General features: G+C 73.3%; 15 protein-coding genes. 4 read left to right on the forward strand and 11 right to left on the reverse strand.

Annotation, left to right across the window (positions count from 1 at the left end; all coding sequences use genetic code 11):
- Window positions 1-7 precede the first annotated feature (7 nt).
- The 3 genes from AB0H71_RS00370 to AB0H71_RS00380 all read right to left on the reverse strand — a co-directional run bounded on the left by AB0H71_RS00370 (window position 8) and on the right by AB0H71_RS00380 (window position 4881).
- Entirely contained in the window at window positions 8-2269 is a 2262-nt protein-coding gene (locus AB0H71_RS00370) for a germacradienol/geosmin synthase (protein ID WP_357013175.1), read from the reverse strand.
- A gap of 4 nt (window positions 2270-2273) precedes the next feature.
- A complete protein-coding gene (locus AB0H71_RS00375) occupies window positions 2274-3695 on the reverse strand; it encodes a family 2B encapsulin nanocompartment shell protein (protein WP_357013177.1) in 1422 nt (473 codons plus the stop codon).
- Window positions 3696-4026: 331 nt separating this feature from the next.
- Window positions 4027-4881: a helix-turn-helix domain-containing protein gene (locus tag AB0H71_RS00380; protein ID WP_357013180.1), complete on the reverse strand. Its 855-nt coding sequence runs from the start codon at window positions 4879-4881 to the stop codon at window positions 4027-4029.
- A 110-nt stretch (window positions 4882-4991) separates the two neighbouring features.
- Here AB0H71_RS00380 and AB0H71_RS00385 point away from each other — a divergent pair, with 110 nt between their 5' ends.
- From AB0H71_RS00385 to AB0H71_RS00400, 4 genes are all read left to right on the forward strand, one after another.
- Window positions 4992-5783 carry an SDR family oxidoreductase gene (locus AB0H71_RS00385; RefSeq protein WP_357013183.1) on the forward strand — a complete coding sequence of 264 codons (792 nt, stop codon included), beginning with the start codon at window positions 4992-4994 and terminating at the stop codon, window positions 5781-5783.
- A gap of 1 nt (window position 5784) precedes the next feature.
- The gene (locus AB0H71_RS00390; RefSeq protein WP_357013186.1) at window positions 5785-6852 is read left to right on the forward strand and encodes a diacylglycerol kinase; all 1068 of its coding nucleotides are present in this window, start codon (window positions 5785-5787) and stop codon (window positions 6850-6852) included.
- Between the two features lie 141 nt (window positions 6853-6993).
- On the forward strand, window positions 6994-7254 hold the full coding sequence (locus AB0H71_RS00395) for a three-helix bundle dimerization domain-containing protein (RefSeq protein ID WP_357013189.1): 261 nt from the start codon (window positions 6994-6996) through the stop codon (window positions 7252-7254).
- A 131-nt stretch (window positions 7255-7385) separates the two neighbouring features.
- Window positions 7386-8207 carry an IclR family transcriptional regulator gene (locus AB0H71_RS00400; protein ID WP_357013192.1) on the forward strand — a complete coding sequence of 274 codons (822 nt, stop codon included), beginning with the start codon at window positions 7386-7388 and terminating at the stop codon, window positions 8205-8207.
- 133 nt (window positions 8208-8340) lie between these two features.
- Here the strand turns inward: AB0H71_RS00400 and AB0H71_RS00405 are convergent, their stop codons facing one another.
- The 8 genes from AB0H71_RS00405 to AB0H71_RS00440 form a co-directional block, all read right to left on the reverse strand.
- Entirely contained in the window at window positions 8341-10017 is a 1677-nt protein-coding gene (locus AB0H71_RS00405) for an FAD-binding dehydrogenase (protein WP_357013195.1), read from the reverse strand.
- Complete coding sequence (locus AB0H71_RS00410) at window positions 10014-10658, reverse strand: TetR/AcrR family transcriptional regulator (RefSeq protein ID WP_357013198.1); 645 nt, start codon at window positions 10656-10658, stop codon at window positions 10014-10016. Before AB0H71_RS00410 ends, AB0H71_RS00405 begins: the two co-directional genes overlap by 4 nt.
- Window positions 10659-10724: 66 nt before the next feature.
- The gene (locus tag AB0H71_RS00415) at window positions 10725-11783 is read right to left on the reverse strand and encodes an SDR family oxidoreductase (protein WP_357013201.1); all 1059 of its coding nucleotides are present in this window, start codon (window positions 11781-11783) and stop codon (window positions 10725-10727) included.
- Between the two features lie 352 nt (window positions 11784-12135).
- Entirely contained in the window at window positions 12136-12798 is a 663-nt protein-coding gene (locus tag AB0H71_RS00420) for a biliverdin-producing heme oxygenase (RefSeq protein ID WP_357013203.1), read from the reverse strand.
- 127 nt (window positions 12799-12925) lie between these two features.
- A complete protein-coding gene (locus tag AB0H71_RS00425) occupies window positions 12926-14359 on the reverse strand; it encodes a threonine/serine exporter family protein (protein WP_357016066.1) in 1434 nt (477 codons plus the stop codon).
- 291 nt (window positions 14360-14650) lie between these two features.
- Window positions 14651-16261 (reverse strand): ABC transporter permease, encoded by a 1611-nt coding sequence (locus AB0H71_RS00430; protein ID WP_357013206.1) that lies wholly within the window; start codon window positions 16259-16261, stop codon window positions 14651-14653.
- Complete coding sequence (locus AB0H71_RS00435; RefSeq protein WP_357013209.1) at window positions 16258-17166, reverse strand: ABC transporter ATP-binding protein; 909 nt, start codon at window positions 17164-17166, stop codon at window positions 16258-16260. Before AB0H71_RS00435 ends, AB0H71_RS00430 begins: the two co-directional genes overlap by 4 nt.
- Entirely contained in the window at window positions 17163-17795 is a 633-nt protein-coding gene (locus AB0H71_RS00440; RefSeq protein WP_357013212.1) for a TetR family transcriptional regulator, read from the reverse strand. Before AB0H71_RS00440 ends, AB0H71_RS00435 begins: the two co-directional genes overlap by 4 nt.
- Window positions 17796-17851: the final 56 nt, after the last annotated feature.

Raw genomic sequence — 17851 nt, forward strand, 5'->3', positions numbered from 1 at the left:
GCTGTGCTCACGAAGCGGTCCTTCCCTCGACGGTCGGGCGGTGGCCGGGCGCGCGCGGGGCGAGGCGGGCCGCGGCGGTGCCGAGCCCGCGCGGCGCGCCGAGCCGCGGGGTGGCGTGCCCGACCGGGTAGCGCAGGTTCTCCGGCCGGTACCGGCTGGTGCCGCGGTGCCAGTGCAGGATGCCGGCGATCCAGTCGCGCAGCTCGCCGATGTAGCCGGTGACCCCGGCGCGGGCCTCGGCATCGAGCCCGTGCAGCTCGAAGAGCACCGGCAGCTCCTCGGCGACCAGCCGCTGGAACTGCCGCATCCTGGCCCGCATGAGGTCGTCGACCACGGCGGCCGCCCGCTCCCGCCCGCAGCCGAAGAACACCTCGACCACCAGCACCGCATTGTGCAGCTCGCCCTCGTACTCGATCTCCTTCTGGTAGGAGAAGAGGTCGTTGATCAGGCAGCCGTAGTCCTGGGCGGCGTGCTCGATGCCGCGCATGGTGCTCGACTCGAACACCGCCTCCGGCACGCTGCCGCCGCGGGCCAGCTTGGAGAGCGCGATGGTGAGATCCGAGCCGAAGGTGCGGCGCCGCATCTCCAGGTAGTCCACCGGATCGGGCACCCGGTGCTGGATGTGGTTGGCGAGCTCCCACAGCCAGCTCTCCACCATGGAGTTCACCGCCGCCGCGAAGGTGTGCCTGGCCGCGGGCGGCATCGGCCCCGCGGTCCGCGGCCAGAGGTCGGCGAGCCCGCGCTCCAGCGCGTTGCTCGGCGCCGGCCCCGCCCCCGGCTCGACCGGCATGAACCGCGCCAGCCGGGCGGCGCACGCCTTCGCCGCCGCCATCGACCCGGCCCCGCCGGCGGCCGGGAAGACCACCGGGAAGTAGTCGTCACCCCAGGTGCCCCAGGTCAGCCACTCCGCGGAGAGGGTGAGCGCGGCCGCGTCCGCGTCCGGGTCGAGCCCGGCCGAGCACAGCGCGAAATCGAAGCCGGCGGTGTCGGCCGCGGTCCACAGCCGCCGCCCGCCCAGCTCCGGCAGCGGGGCGTGGAACCCCACCCGCTCGGCCCACTCGACGCTCGCCGCCCGCGCGGCGCCGAGGTGCGGGCTCAGCCCGAGATCGAACGGGACGTCGAACTCGGGCAGCGGCAGCGGGCCGGTGCGCGGGAACGGCACCGGGGTGTGGCTGCGGGCGCCGCCCGGCCCGGCCAGCCCGCGCCAGAACCCGGGCCGGGCGAGCACCGTGCCGATTCCGCTCGGCCCCAGCGGCATCGAGCGCGTGCCCGCCGCGGCGTTCATGTAGCGGTTGGAGCGCAGGTGCCACTCGTGCCCGCCGGACTGCCAGTCCTGTAACCCCTGCGCGTAGGAGAGCGCCGCCGCGCGCTGCGGAGCGTCCAGCGCGCGCTCCTCGAAGAGCACCGGCAGCTCGGTCAGCACCGTGTTCTCGAACTGGTGCATGCGCGAGGTGAGCTGGTCGTTGACGATATCCGCGGCCTGCTGCGGCGAGCAGCCGAAGAACCGCTCCACCACCAGCACGCCATTGTTCACCTCGCCCTCCTGCTCGGTCTCGCGCTGGTAGGAGAAGATGTCGTTGCGCAGGTGCACCGCGTCCGAGAAGGTGTCCTTCAGCACCCGCATCGCCCGCGTCCCGGCCAGCGGCTCCGGGATCTCGGTGCCGCGCGCGTACTCCACCAGATCCGCCGACCACGGCGCGCCGCCGACCTTGCGCCGCATCTCGATGTAGTCGATCGGGTTCGGCACCCGCGCGGTATTGATATTGCGCAGCTCCCACACGCAGTCCAGCAGCAGGTTCCTGGTGCTCTGCGCGAACCGCTCGCGCCACCCCGCCGACATGGCGGGCACCGTCCGCGCCCACAGATCGCCGAGCCCGCGCTCGTCCGGGTTCGCCGGCTCCGGCGCGGCGGCGCCGTCGGCGGGCATGAAGGTCGCCAGCCGGTCGAGGTACTCGCGCGCGCCGCTCAGGTCGCCGGTGCGCTTGAACCGCTCCAGGAAGTGGTCGTCGAAGTAGAAGACCCAGGTGTACCAGTCGGTCACGGTGTTCAGGGTCGGCGCGTCCGCCTCCGGGTGGGTGTACGCGCACAGCCCGGCGTAGTCCATGCCGTCGAAGGTGGGCTCGTCCCACACCACCGCGCCGCCGACGGTGTCGCCGAGCATCCCCATTTCGTAGGCCCACCGCTTGGTGTGCGTGCGCGCGGTCTCCACGTGCGGGTTCAGCCGGGCCGGGTGCGCGGTGTAGAACTCCGGCAGTTCGAAGGGCTGCACGAGCTCAGCTCTCGGCGCCGAGCTGCACGTCGTCGAGGACGCCGAGCGCGTCCGGCACCAGGATCGCCGCCGAGTAGTAGGTGCTGACCAGGTAGGAGATGATGGCCCGGTCGTCGACGCCCATGAAGCGCACGTTCAGCCCCGGCTCGTACTCGTCCGGGATCCCGGTCTGCCGCAGCCCGATCACGCCCTGCGCGGCCTCGCCGGTGCGCAGCAGCAGGATCGAGGTGGTGCGGGTCGCGGAGACGCCGAGCTTGTTGCAGGGCAGCAGCGGGATCCCGCGCCAGGACGGCACCCGGTGCCCGTTCAGCTCGGTGCTCGACGGGTAGATGCCGCGCTTGCTGCACTCGGCGCCGAAGGCGGCGATGGCCTTCGGGTGCGCGAGCAGGAAGCTCGGCTCCTTCCACACCGTGGCCAGCAGCTCGTCCAGGTCGTCCGGGGTCGGCGGGCCGGAGCGGGTGCTGATCCGCTGCTCCGGCGCGGCATTGTGCAGCAGCCCGAAGTCGCGGTTGTTGACCGTCTCGTCCTCCTGCCGCTCGCGCAGCGCCTCGATGGTGAGCCGCAGCTGCTGCTCGATCTGGTCCATCGGCTTGTTGTAGAGGTCGGCGACCCGGCTGTGCACCCGCAGCACGGTCTGCGCGACGCTCAATTCGTATTCCCGCGGGGACAATTCGTAGTCCACGAAGGTGCCCGGCAGCTGCGGCTCGCCCTGGTGCGCGGAGAGCAGGTCGATCGAGGCCTCGCCGTACGGGTTGGCCGCGCCGTTCCGGGTGGTCTCGGCCAGCCGGGCGGTCCTGGCGTGCGCGCGCAGCGGCGCGATGCGCTCGCCCGCCTCGGCCAGCGCCCGCTCGGTGAGGACGAGGACGGTGCACGGGGTGAGCGCCCTGACGGTGAACTCCGCGGGCGTGTCGTCCCCGGCGACCAGCTGCTCACCGAAGAACCGCCCGGTGGAGAACACCTCGAGGCGGGTGTCCTCGCCGTACCGGCCGGTGCCGCGCTTCTCGGCCTTGCCGTGCGCGAGCACCACCAGCTCCTCCGCCGGGCTCCCGGCCTCGGCGATGACCTCGCCGCGCTCGTACCGCCGTTCGACGAAGCGGTCGGCGAGCGCCCGCAGCGCGTCGTCGTCGGCGAAATCGCGCAGGTAGCGCAGCTCGCGCAGATCGGGCGCGAGCACCTTCGTCTCGCCCGCGGTGGTGACGCAGGTGATCAGGCCGTCGCCGAGGGTGTAGGTGAGCCGCCGGTTGACGCGGTACACGCCGCCGTCGGTCTGCACCCAGGGCAGCAAACGCAGCAGCCACCGCGAGGTGATGCCCTGCATTTGCGGAGTGGACTTGGTGGTGGTCGCGAGATTTCGCGCGGCATCGGTGCTGAGGCTCAGCTGCGGAGCCTCGTCGAGTGCGGACACCGGTTCAGCCAGTTCAGTCATGGGCTTCTCTCGTTTCGCGGTATGCGTGCGTGCAGCAGATGACGTCCGAGCGCGAACACGGAGGGCTAGAGCAGCAATCCCCCGGTTAAGAAGTGGTGCGCTCCCGATGGTAGCTTAGATCGGCACGCCGCCGCCAGTGCCGAAAAATGTTGGTGAGAAACAACTTTGCGCCCTTTTACCGACCGGTGATCGGGCCGGCGGCGAGCTCCGCCGCGTGCCGCCCGGTGCGGAGGGCCGGAAACCGGACGGGCGTCACCGATTCGCACGAGACACGGGCGGGGGGACGGCGTGAACCGCTGTGTCGCAGAGAGTTCCGCCGTTCGACGCGCCGCTACGCGCCGAGCGCCGCGCTGATCCGCTGTGCGGCAGCGATTGTCGCGGCCACGTACTCGTCGCGCTCGGCCCGCGGGACGGCGGCGCGCAGCGGGCCCAGCTGTACCTCGTGCGTGGCGACGGCACCGGTGAAGACCGGCGCGGCCAGGTAGCTCACCGGCAGCGGGTCGGCGGAGTCCAGGTCGGCGGCGGTGTAGGGCCTGGCGGTCAGCTCGCTGAGCCCGCGCAGGGTGCGGGTGCGCAGCCGCGGCTCCAGCATCTCCGGGCCGAGCGCGGTGAGCAGATCGGCGAGCAGCTCGACGGTGTTCCCGTCCTCGGGGCGCGGCCCGAACACCGCGACCCCGCGCTCCCGCACCAGCTCCGGCAGCGCGGCCGCGCGCTCGCCGTCCGCCGCGGTGGCGAGCCAGCGCCGCAGCTCGGCGCGCGGCCGCCACGGCAGCACCGCGGCCCCCACCGGGAAGCGGATCGGCAGGCGATGCCCGAGCGGCACGCCCGCGATATCCCGGCCCGGCCCGTGCCGCACCGCGAGCACGGTGATGCCGTCGCTGTCCACCCGGGCGAGCGTCGCGCCCGCGCCGGTGCGGGCCACCAGCGCGGCCAGCGCCTCGGCGACGCCGGTCTCCGGGGCGGCGCCGAGGAGCGCGGCGGGGGCGGGGCCGAGCCGGTAGCGCCGCTCGGCGTCGCGCTGCGCCCAGCCTGCGGCATCCAGCTCGGCCAGGATCGCGGTGACCGTGGCGCGGGCCAGCCCGAGCCGGTCCGCCACCGCCGCCACCGGCAGCGGCTCGGTGGCATCCGCGAGCAGCGTGAGCACGTCCAGCACCCGCCGGGTCGGCGGCGAGGGCGAGCGTTCCACGGCGACCTCCGGAGCAAATCCGCGCGAGCCCTTGTGATCCGCGCGCACTGGTTCGTACCATGACGAATATTAGTCGTTCTTATGTCGAATATTCGACAAGAGGGAGGGAAATGATCCTCGACAGATTCCGGCTCGACGGCAAGGTCGCCGTGGTCACCGGCGCGGGCCGCGGACTCGGCGCCGCCATCGCGCTCGCCTTCGCTGAGGCAGGCGCGGACGTGCTGATCTCGGCGCGCACCGAGGACCAGCTGCACGAGGTGGCCGAGCGGGTCAGCGCGCGCGGCAGGCAGGCGCACGTCGTCCCGGCCGACCTGCGCGACCTGGACGCGGTCGCCGGGCTCGCGGACGCCGCCGTCGCCCGCTTCGACCGGCTCGACATCGTGGTCAACAATGTCGGCGGCGCCCCGCCCACCCCGCTGCTGGACCTGACCCCGAAGGCGCTGACCGCGGCCTTCGAGTTCAATGTCGGCACCGCGCACGCGCTCACCAGGGCCGCCGTCCCGCACATCCTGGAGCACGCGGGCGAGGGCTCGATCATCAACATCACCTCGACCATGGGCAGGCTGCCCGGCCGCGCCTTCGCCGCCTACGGCACCGCCAAGGCCGCGCTCGCGCACTACACCCGGCTGGCCGCGCTCGACCTGAACCCGCGCATCCGGGTGAACGCCATCGCCCCCGGCGCCATCCACACCTCGGCGCTGGAGTTCGTGGCGAACGACCCCGGCATGCGCGGCGAGATCGAGAAGCACACCCCGCTGCGCCGGCTCGGCGCCCCGGAGGACATCGCCGCCGCCGCCGTCTACCTGGCCTCGCCCGCGGGCGCCTACCTCACCGGCAAGGTGCTGGAGGCCGACGGCGGCCTGATCACCCCCAACCTCGAACTCCCGATTGCGGATCTGTGACATGACACTTCGCGTAGCGCTCTTCGGCACCGGCAATGTGGGGCGGCACGCCCTGGCCGGCATCATCGCCCACCCCGAGCTGGAACTCGCCGGCGTGCGGGTCAGCTCCGACGCCAAGGCCGGGGTGGACGCCGCCACCCTCGCCGGGCTGCCCGATCCCGCCGGCGTCGCCGCCACCACCGACACCGCCGCGCTGCTCGCGGCGAATCCGGACTGCGTCGTCTACTGCGCCATGACCGACAACCGCCTGTTCGAGGCGGTGCAGGAGCTGGCGGCGATCCTGCGCGCCGGGGTCGACGTGGTGGCCTGCGCCCCGGTCTTCTTCCAGTACCCGTACGGCGTGCTCCCGGACGACCTGCTGCGCCCGATCGAGGAGGCCGCGGCGGCCGGCGGCGCCACGCTCTGGGTGAACGGCATCGACCCCGGCTTCGCCAACGACCTGCTCCCGCTCGCGCTCACCGGCACCTGCCTCTCGGTCGAGCAGGTGCGCTGCCTGGAGATCGTGGATTACGCCAGCTACGACAACCGCGCGGTCATGGTCGACATCATGGGGTTCGGCAAACCGCTGGACGAGACCCCCATGCTGCTGCAACCCGGCGTGCTCGCGCTCGCCTGGGGCAGCGTGGTGCGGCAGCTCGCCGCCGGGATCGGGGTCGAGCTGGACGCCGTCACCGAGACCTACGAGCGCGCGCCCGCGCCGGAGGACTTCGACATCGCCACCGGGCACATCGAGCAGGGCAGCGCGGCGGCGCTGCGCTTCGAGGTGCGCGGCATGGTGGGGGAGCGGGTGGTCACGGTGCTCGAGCACGTCACCCGGCTGCGCCCCGACCTCTGCCCGGAGTGGCCGCAGCCCACCCACCCGGAGGGCTGCTACCAGGTGCGGATCACCGGCGAGCCGTCGTACGCGCTGGATCTCGTCGCCTCCAGCCGCCATGGCGACCACAACTACGCCACCCTGGTCGGCACCGCCATGCGGATCGTGAACGCGGTGCCCGCCGTGGTCGCCGCCGCCCCCGGCATCCTCACCGCGCTCGACATCCCGCTCATCACCGCGCCCGCCGCGCGCTGACTCCGCACCCGGCACCGCTGTTAACCGGAGCGGTGCCGGGTGTTCACCCCGGGCGCGGTGTCTCGCCGGACCCGCCGGGTAACCGGTCGAACGGCACGGGGGAACCGCGCCGTGCCGAGCCCGCACCCCGAGGAGTCTCCGATGAGCGACGAGCACATCGCCCCGTCCCCGCAGCACGACCCCACCCTCGACCCCGACGTCGCCCTGCAGGCGGCCGCGCGCCGCCTGGAGCAGGAGTACGGCGACGTCGCCGACGAAGCGGCCATCGAGCGCGCACTGCACGACTCCTACGAGGAGGTCGCCGAGGGCGCCACCGTCGACACCTTCCTGCCGCTGCTCGCCGAGCGCAACACCCGGGAGCAGCTGCAGGACGCGGCGGAGTCCGAGCGCGCGGAATCCTGATCCGGGCCGGGGTAGCTGCCCGGTCGCTTCGCCGCATTCTGTGACACGTCACACGCGGGAACCGCCGGGAATGGTGTGTGCCCAACGGGAATCCCCCTAAGCTGGTGCCGCCAGTCTTTGGAGGATGTGTGATGACGGTCGACGCGCTACCCCACGCGGACCACGCGACCAGGCCGATCGGCCGCTGCCCCGGCACCGCGCCGGTCTCGATGATCGAGCGGATGACGCTGATCCTGGAGGCCTTCGACGCCGCCTCGCCCGCCCTCACCCTGGTCGAGCTCTGCGAGCGCACCGGGCTGCCGCGCTCCACGGTGCACCGCATCCTGGACCAGATGATCAAGCTGCGCTGGCTGGCGCACGCCCCCGGCGGCTACCGGCTCGGCTCCCGCACCCTGGAGCTCGGCGGCCTCGCCGCCGACCACAACGAGGTCAGGGAGCTGGTCAGCCCGCTGCTGCACGACCTCGCGCACCGCGCCGACATGGTCGGCCACCTCGGCGTGCTCGACGGCCGCGACGTGCTCTACCTGGACAAGGTCGGCCGCTCCGGCCCCACCCTGCCCACCCGGCTCGGCGGCCGGATGCCCGCGCACAGCACCGCGCTCGGCAAGGCCATGCTCGCCGCCCAGGAGCGCGGCGTCGTCGCCGCGTCCAGGGAGCCGCTGCCCCGGCTCACCCCGCGCACCATCTGCGACCGGGTGGAGCTGAACCGCGAGCTCTCCCGCATCCGCGGCAGGCAGTGCGTCGCGGTGGACAGCGAGGAGTCCTTCACCGGCGTCACCTGCGTCGCCGTCCCGGTGCGGGCCCGCGGCTCGGTGGTCGCCGCGCTCTCGCTCTCCGCCCGCGCGGGCGCCGAGCTCCCCGCCCTGGACACCGCCCGGCTCGCCGGGCTGCTGGTCGAGGTGGCCCAGGAGTGCGGGCGCTCGCTGCGCCCGCAGCCCCCCGGCAGGCACTGACCCCCGCCACCGCCTCGGCGCGGCAGCCTGCGGCCGGATCCCGCCCGGCGGCTGATCCCGCCCGGCGGCTGAGCCTGCTCGGCGGCTGGAGCCCGCCCCCCGGCTGAGCCCGCCCGGCGGCTGAGCCACCGTGTCAGCGCGACAGCTCGGCGGCGATCGCCCGCCCGGCCGAGCGGCCGGAGAAGATGCAGCCGCCGAGGAAGGTGCCCTCCAGCGCGTTGTACCCGTGCACCCCGCCACCGCCGAACCCGGCGACCTCGCCCGCGGCCCAGAGCCCGGGCAGCGGACCGCCGTCCGGGCCGATCACCCGGGAGTCGAGGTCGGTCTGCAGCCCGCCGAGCGTCTTGCGGGTGAGGATGTTCAGCCGGACCGCGATCAGCGGCCCCGCCTCGGGGTCCAGGATGCGGTGCGGCTTGGCGACCCGCCCCGCCTTGTCGCCGAAGAAGTTGCGGGCATTGTGGATCGCCATGACCTGGGCGTCCTTGGTGAACTTATTGGTGATCTCGCGGTCGCGGGCGACGATCTGGCGCTCCAGCTCGTCGTGGTCCAGCTCGGGCCCGCGGGCGATCGCGTTCATGCCGTCGACCAGGGCGGGCAGCGTGTCGGCGACCACGAAGTCGACGCCGTGCCTCTTGAACGCCTCGACCGGGCCGGGCGCGCCCCTGGCCACCCGGCTCTTCAGCACCAGCTTGAGGTCCTTGCCGGTGACGTCCGGGTTCTGCTCGGAGCCCGAGAGCGCGAACTCCTTCTCGATGATCGACTGGGTGAGCACGAACCAGGAGTAGTCGTGGCCGCCCGCCAGGATGGCCTTCATGGTGCTGTTGGTGTCGAAGCCGGGGAAGCAGGGGGCGGGCAGCCGCTTGCCGTCGGCGTCGAACCAGAGCGCGGAGGGGCCGGGGATGATCCGGATGGCGTGGTCCGGCCAGATCGGGTCCCAGTTGACGATGCCCTCGGTGTAGTGCCACATGCGGTCGCGGTTCACGATCCGCCCGCCCGCGGCCTCGGAGATGCCGAGCATCCGGCCGTCGACGTGCGCGGGCACCCCGGAGATCAGCGTCTCCGGGCACTTCCCGAGCCGCTCGGTGGGCCAGTTGCGCCGGATCAGGTCGTGGTTGTGCCCGATCCCGCCCGAGGTCACCACCACCGCCCTGCCGTGGAACTCGAACTCCCCGGTGACCTCGCGCGAGGAGGCCTGCCCGCGCTCCAGCTCGCTCGGCTCCAGCACGCTGCCGCGCACCCCGGTGACGCTGCCCTCCGCCACCACGAGTTCGTCCACCCGGTGCCGGAACTCGAAGGTCACCAGCCCGCGCCGCTCGGCCTCGAGCACCGGCTCCAGGAAGACCCGCACCACCTCGGGGCCGGTGCCCCAGGTGAGGTGGAAGCGCGGCACCGAGTTGCCGTGGCCATCGGCGAGCGCGCCGCCGCGCTCGGCCCAGCCGACCAGCGGCGTCACCCGCAGCCCGAGTTCGCGCAGGTACTCGCGCTTCTCGGTGGCGGCGAAGCGCACGTAGGCCTCGGCCCAGCGGCGCGCCCAGCGGTCCTCGTCGTCGCGGTCGAACCCGGCCGAGCCGTACCAGTCCTGCAGCGCCAGCTCGTAGCTGTCCTCGATGCCGAGCCTGCGCTGCTCGGGGGTGTCGACCAGGAAGAGCCCGCCCAGCGACCAGAACGCCTGCCCGCCCAGGTTGGCCCGGTTCTCCTGGTCGAGCACGCGCACCCGGTGCCCGGCCCTGGTGAGCTCGTAGGTGGCGACGAGCCCGGCCAGCCCGGCCCCGACGACGATCACCTCGGGGTCGCTACCGATCGATGTCATGGGTTTCCTTCCGTGGTGGTCCGCCGGGGCGTGCTGTAGGCCAGCACCACCCGCCGGAAGAGTTCGGTGCGCTCGCGCCGCACCGCGGGGTCGTCGGGGGCGAGCACGACCTGCAGGCTGGTGCCGTCGTGCACCGCGACCAGCGCGCGGCCGAGCCCGGCCGGGTCGGGCACGGCGCGGCCGGTGCGGGCGAGCGCGGCGACCACGGTCGGCACCAGCGCGGCCACGATCGCCTCCTCGCGGGCGGCGGTGACCCGCCGCAGCGCGGGGTTGCGCAGCGCGTGCGTGGTGAATTCGGCGGTGATCCGGTACCAGGGCTCGTCCACCGGGACGGCCCGCTCGAAGCGCGCGACCATGGCGGTGAGGTCGGGCTCCGCGTCGGTGGCCAGCTCGTCGAGCGCGGCGGCCACCCCGGCGACCATGGCGGCCGAGCGCTGCTCCCACATGGCGAGGAAGAGCTCGTCCAGCGAGGTGAAGTTGGAGTAGAAGGCGCCGCGGGTGAAGCCGGCGCGCTCGCAGACCTTCTCGACGGTGGCGCGGCCGAAGCCGTCCTCGGCGAAGACCTCGTAGGCGGCGGTGAGCAGCCGGGCGCGCGTCTCCTCGCGCCGCCTGGTGACCCGTTTGCCGCCGATCGCGGGCATCGCCGCCCCTTCCTCTCGATACGCGAACGTATCAGATACGTCCGTGTATCGAGAGTGGAACGGCGATCAGACCTCGGCCAGCGCGCGGCGCGGGGCGGGAGCGGCGGTGCCGCGGTGCACGGTCGTCAGCGCGAGCGGGGCGGTCTCGGCCTCGCTCCGCCAGTGCGTCCAGAGCCGGTCGGCGTAGCTGTCGAAGCCGGGCACCGCGATGCCGGTGTGCCGCAGCCGGGCGCGGGTGGTGTCGTCGATGAACTCGGCGGGCACCCGGACCTGGGCCGGGGCGTGCGCGGGGATGCCGAGCAGGTCGAGCACGTGGTCGCGGAGCAGCGGGTAGCCGGGCAGCTTGGCGAGCCGGTCGAAGAGCAGCGCACTGCCCGGCACCGCGATCCCGCGCGGGGCGCCCGCCGCGCGCGCCAGCGCCGCGTACAGCTCGCCGAAGCCCTGCCTGGCCGGGTTCACGAGGTGGAAGGTGCGGCTGTGCTGGCCGGGTCTGCGCACCAGCTCGGCCAGCGCGGAGGCCACGTAGTCCACCGGGACCACATTGGTGGTGCCCCAGTCCGGCAGGATCAGCGGCAGGTCGGCGGGGAGCCCGGTGAGCCGGGCGACGGCGGCGAGGAAGGGCGCGGTGCCGCCGGCTCGGTCGATCTCGCCGGTGCGCGAATCGCCGGAGAGCACGCCGGAGCGGAAGATCCGCCAGTGCACGTCGCGGGCGCGCCGCACCAGCTCCTCGGCGGCGAAGGCCAGCCGGTGCGCGGCGCAGGTGAGCGGCTGGCCGATATCGAAGTCGTCCTCGAAGAAGCGGCCGGGGTGCGCGCCCGCGACGGCGACCGAGGAGAGGTAGTTCAGGGTGGCGCCGAGCCGCGCGGCCGAGGCCAGGGTCCAGCGCAGCTCGGTGACGTGGTGCGCCTGCTCGGCGGCGGCGCTCGCCGGGCCGAGGTGCACGATGTGGTCGACCGCGGCGACCTCGCGCTGCGGCACCCGGACCCCGGCGGGCAGCGCGAGCAGGGTGGCGCCGGTGCGGTCGGTCGGCACGTGCACGACGGCCGAGCCGTCGGCGTCGAGCAGTTGCCGCACGACTCGCCCGCGCAGGAACTCGCTGCCGCCGGTGACGATATAGGAAACCATGACTCCTCCGGGGTCGGCTGGGGTGCGTGCGGAGGCGGCGGTGCCTCCCCTGTGGTTCCCCACGCCGCGGCCCGAGGTTGGGTACGGACCGGCCGGTGTGTGCGGCGTCACACGCCGGACAGGGTGTGCGACACCGGCATCCGGGCAGTTGAGGTGCGGGGAACCGAGTGCGGGGGCAATGGCGAGCGTTCTGCCTGTCGGCCCCGCGGGTGGAACGTCATCGTCCCGATTGATAGTCGATGGTAATGGTGAACCCGCACCCCGGGCAATGTGATCTGTTACCGGGTCGACCGCGCTGTGGCGGCTATTATCAAGTGTCGCAGGCGATTACGCGATATGTGTCGATCTGGTGTCAGGAGAGGCGGCGCTCGGCGAACTCGGCGTCGAGCTCGGCGAAGACCGCGGTGTTCAGCGCGAAGGCCCGCTGCCCCTCGTCCAGCACCCGGCGCCGCTCCAGGTCGTCGAGCTGCAATTCGTCCAGCAGGGCGCGGTATTCGCGCTTGAACGCGGCCGGGTTGCGCACGCCCTCGAAGACGTAGAAGCGCACGCCGTCGCCGCGGTGCGGCAGGTCCCACAGCTTCTCCGCGGTGCCGCGGATCACCTGGCCGCCGGAGAGATCACCGAGGTAGCGGGTGTAGTGGTGGGCGATGTAGCCGGCCGGCCAGTCGCGGGCGCACTCGTCGATGCGGGCGGCGTAGGCGGCGGTCGCCGGGAGCGGGGTGAGGCCGTCGCGCCAGTCCGGGCCGACCAGGTGGGTCAGGTCGCGCTCGAGTTCGGCGGTGCGGGCCAGCTCCGGCTTGATGAACGGCCCCGCCACCGGGTCGCCGGCGAGCTCGGCCCAGCGGCCCTCCAGCGCCCGGTACACGAACCACAGCTGGCCGGTGTAGCGCTGGTAGGAGTCGAGACCGAGCATGCCGCCGAGCATGTCGGCCATGAAGCGGGAGTTCTCCGCCTCGGTGTGCTGCCGCTCGGTGGCGGTACGGATCTGAACGGAGAACGGAACCGTATCCGACATGAGCGGGCCTCCACCTCGACTCGCCGCCCGGCACCCGCCGGAGGACCTGATTGACGCTACGAACGATACCGGGCGGGTGTGCCGGCCGCAGCAGCCTCGGGCAGGATCCCCGGAGCGCGGCGCGGGCTCAGCGCTTCCGGCGCAGCGAGATCTTCGGGCGCCGCACGACGATCGGCTTGCGCAGTGCGCCGAAGCGCCGCAAGATGCGCGGCTTGCGCACGGTCCGGTCGACCCACTCGCCCAGCGTGACACCGGCGGCCAGCGCGCAGCCGACGCCGATGGCGCCGAAGAGCTGGTTGAAGCCGAGCAGCAGCTGGTCGTTGAGCAGCCCGTACAGCCCCCGGTACAGCGCGAGGCCGGGCAGCAGCGGGGTGATCCCGGCGACCGCGACCACCAGCGGCGGGGTCAGCGCGCGGCGCGCCATGAGACCACCGGCGAGCCCCACCACGACGGCCGCGAAGCCGGAGCCGGTGACCGGCCCGAAGCCGATGTGCCCGGCCACCACGTAGCAGATGGTGCCCGCAGCCCCGCTGAACGCCGCCGCGGCCAGCGCGCGCCGCTCCGCGTAGCAGGCCAGCGCGAAGGCGAGCGCCGCGACCGCACCCGCGATGATCTGCACCGGCAGGTCGGTGAGCGCCCGCGCCGGGCTCATGTCCACCGGCAGCACCGGGGTCGCGATCACCTCGCCGACCCGCAGCGCCAGCGCGATCCCGGCGATGATCGCGCCGGTCATCATGACCACCTCGAGCATCCGCGCCGCGGCGGTGATCGGCGCCCCGGTTATGGCGTCCTGCACCGAGCCGACCAGCGACAACCCGGAGAGCAGCACGGTGATCCCGGCCGCGATGATGAGCGTCGGATCCACCGCGAGGCCGAGTGGCCCCGCCACCGCGGCCAGGCCGACCGCGGGCGCGGCGGCCAGCATCCCGCCCACCATGTGCTGGAAGAAGAAGGGCAGGCCGAACCGGTTCAGCAGCCGGTTGGTGCGGTCGATGGCGGCGGTGGTCAGGAAGGCGAGCAGCGCCACGATCGGCCCCGCGCCGAGCAGCGCGGCGATCGAGGCGGCCAGCAGCGACCAGCCCAGCGTCGCCGCCCAGCGCTGGTAGGGGTGCGGCGCGGTGGTGATGGCGTCCAGCGCGGCCCGCGCGTCGCCGGGCGGCACGATCTCCGAGCGGATGCGCCGGGTCAGCCGGTCCACCGCGGCGAGCCGGGTGAAGTCCAGCGAGCGGTAGCGCACCACCCGCATGGTGCTGGCCGGCGGCAGCAGCGAGCCGCGGTCGGCCCAGATCCGGATGCTGTCGTAGGTGACGTCGACGTCGACCTTGGCCAGGCCGTAGGTGGCGGCGATGAATTGCACCTGGGTGGTGGTGTCGACCACGCCGGTGCCGGAGGCGAGCACCACCTCGCCGACCCGGACCGCCAGGTCGAGCACCTCGGTGACCTGGGCGTCGTCGCCGAGGTCGATGGGTTGCAGCGGGGCGGGCGCGGAGACGATGGTGTCGGCGGTGGCCTGCCGGTCGGCGACCAGCAGCCCGACCGCCTGGCTGACCACCGGCGACACCCGGCTCCGTTTGCGCCACGGCCCGCGCCGCCACCCGTGCTGTCGCGTGCTCCGGGCGGTCGCGCCGCCCGCTGTCTCGTCGGCGCCGACGCCGCGCGAGAGCGCATCCACTCCGGATCCGCCACCGAGGACATCGGCGCGCGGGGCCCGGCCCGGCCCGCGACCGTCGCGGGCGGGGTCGACCCCGGGAAAAACTCCTCGCACCATGCCCGCGAAAGTAGTCACGTCATCGGGGGTGCCGCATCCGCCCCCGGCCGGAAATGGCTCCGATCACACCCGGACCGGTCGGTGTCAGCGCAGATCACGCCGTCGGAAGCCGGTCACCCCCGCCCCGAGCAGAATCGTGGCGATCGCGAGCAACCAGAGCAGCGGTCCGGCGGTGAATTCCGCGCCGGGCAGCTTGGGCGGGTGCGTGAACGGGACCAGGTCCATGACCCACTGCGGCAGCGCGCCGAGCGAGCCGACGAAGTAGAGGACGATCATGGCGCTGAGCACACCCCAGGCGAACGGCGCGAAGCGGGGCAGCAGCCCGTAGAGCGCGGTCGCGATGCCGGTGACCACCCAGACCGCGGGCAGCTGCACGGCCGCCGCGGCCACCGTGGCGTCGAAGGTGTGCTCCGGGTCGGCGGTCTGCGGGGCGTAGACCAGGCCGATGGCGACGCTGGCGACGAAGAGCAGCAGCGCGGGTCCGGCGAGGGCGAAGGTCAGGTGCGCGGCGGCGAGGCGGGGCCGGCTCACCGCGCCGGCCAGGGTGGCCTCCATGCGGGAGCTGGTCTCCTCGTCGTGCAGCCGCAGCACCGCCGAGACCGAGTAGGCGGCGGCGACCGCGGCGAGCAGGGTCAGCGCGTAGGTGATGAAGGAGTCCTCCAGCGCCGACGAGCCGCCCATGCGGTCCATCATCTGCGACAGCGTCTCGTTGTCGCCGAGCATGTCGCCGACGCTGCCGACCGCGCCGCCGATCAGCAGCCCGTAGAGCGCGAAGCCGACGGCCCAGCCGAGCAGTGCGCCGCGCTGCAACCGGGCGGCCAGCCCGAACGGGCCGTTGAGCTTGTTCTTCGCGGCCGGGCGGCCGGGGCGCTCGGCGAGCAGCCCGGCGCCGGTGTCGCGCCGGTCCAGCAGCGCGTAGGCGAACCCGGCCGCGAAGATCGCGACGGTGAGCAGCGGCAGCAGCACCCACCAGCGCTCCTGGGCGTCGGGGCGGATCTGCAGGCACCAGCCGATGGGGGAGAACCAGGAGAGCACGCCATTGCCCGCGTCGCCCGCCGCGCGCAGCGCGAAGGCGGTGCCGAGCGCGGCGAAGGCGATCCCGCGCGCCACCCGCGCGCCGGTGCTCGCCTGCGCCGCGACCGCGGCGATCCCGGCCCAGACCAGCCCGGACGCGGCCAGCGCCGCACCCCAGGCGACCGACCCGGCGAGTGGCTCGCCGCTGCCGAGCAGTGCGAGCGCGCAGACCAGCCCGGCCAGCAGCGACCCGCCGCCGGTGAGCAGCAGCGCGGCGGTGAGCCCGGCGAAGCGGCCGATGCCGGTGGCGCCGAGCAGCTCCGCGCGCCCGGTCTCCTCCTCGACCCTGGTGTGCCTGATGACGGTGAGCACCGTGGCGATGGCGATGACGGTGTACATCGCCCCGGCCTTCCAGGTGCCGATCGAGCCGAGCGAGGTGCCGAACACCGGGCCGTACATGGCCAGCAGCGCCGGGCTCGCGGCGGTGGTCGCGGCGAACTGCTCGAGCTGCTCCGGGGAGGAGTACAGGTCCTTCACGCTGACCAGCTGCAGTGCAGGCATGAGCCCGATCACCAGCACCCACAGCGGCGCGACGACTCGATCCCGGCGCAGGTACAGCCGCAGCAGATGGCCGGTCCCGGTGAGATCCTCGAACCGGGCGGGCGCGGCGATCGTACTCACGCCCCGACCTCCGCCCGGTCACCGTCGGCGCTGTAGTGCCGCAGGAACAGCTCCTCCAAGGTCGGGGGCGCGCTGGTGAGGCTGCGCACCCCGGTATCGCCGAGCAGCCGGACGATCGCGCCCAGGTGCTCCCCATCCACCTGCAACGTCAGCGTCGAGCCCGCGCGCCGCACATCGGCGACGCCGGGCAGCGCCGCCACATCCCCGGGATCCCCGGTCAGCTCGGCGGTGATCGAGGTGCGGCTCAGGTGCCGCATCTCGGCCAGCGACCCGCTCTCCACCGTCCTCCCGGCCCGGATGATGGTGACCCGCTCGCACAGCGCCTCCACCTCGGCGAGGATGTGGCTGGAGAGCAGCACCGTCGCCCCGCGCGCACCCGCCTCCCGCACGCACTCCCGGAAGACCTGCTCCATGAGCGGATCCAGCCCCGACGTCGGCTCGTCGAGCAGCAGCAGCGGGACGTCGGAGGCGAAGGCCGAGATCAGCGCGACCTTCTGCCGATTGCCCTTGGAGTAGGTGCGCGCCTTCTTGCGCGGGTCGAAGTCGAAGCGCTCGATCAGCTCCGCGCGGCGTTCGGGGTCGATCCCGCCGCGCAGCCGGGCCAGCAGGTCGATGGTCTCGCCGCCGGAGAGCGAGGGCCACAGCGTGACGTCGCCGGGCACGTAGGCCAGCTGCCGGTGCAGCGCCACGGCATCGCGCCACGGGTCGCGGCCGAGCAGCGCGACCTGGCCCGAGGTCGCGCGCAGTAGCCCGAGCAGCACCCGGATGGTGGTCGACTTGCCGGCCCCGTTGGGGCCGAGGAAGCCGTGGATCTCGCCCTCGGCGACGGACAGGTCGAGCCCGTCGAGCGCGGTGGCGTGGCCGAAGGTCTTACGCAAGCCCTCGATGTCGATAACGGACATCACTTCTCCTGGGTGAAGGAATCGAGAACGGCGGGGTCGGTGAGCAGGCCCTGGGTGTACATCTCCAGCGCCGGAAGGGTGAGCTCGGACATGAGATCGCGCAGCGCCTGCCGATCGTCGAGCTCGGGTTCGCGGCTGCGCCGCATGCGCAGGTAGAGCAGCGTGGCGCCGAGATTGAGCAGCATGAGGTAGCGCGCGCGGGCCGCCGGATCGCGGCTCGGCTTGACGATTCCGGCCGCCACCGCCTGCTCGGTGTACGTGACCGCGTCGGCGACCATGTGCTCGAAGAGCGAATCCGCCAGCGGCCCGCCGTCCTCCAGGCTGCGCACCAGGTAGGCGAAGAGCGGCGCGAACTCCTCCAGCTCGGCCATGGCGGTGAGCATCCCGCCCGCCATATCGCCCCCGGTCAGCACCTGCATCTTCTGATCGCGGACGAAGCCGAGCACATAGTCGTCACAGGCCCGGCGCAACCCCTCCTTGGAGCCGAAATGGTGGTTGACCAGGCCGGGGGAGACCCCGGCGCGCGCCGCGATGGCCCGGACGCCGACCCCGAAGCCGGTGCGCCCGAACTCCAGCACGGCCGCATCGCGGATGCGGGCTGCGGTGCTGAGGTCCGAGCGCTCGTTGAACACTCGTTCAGCATATTGAACAAGCGTTCAGCCCACAAGGGGCGCGCCGCAGCGACACG

Source organism: Nocardia sp. NPDC050697 (genome assembly GCF_040654395.1).
Lineage (GTDB): Bacteria > Actinomycetota > Actinomycetes > Mycobacteriales > Mycobacteriaceae > Nocardia.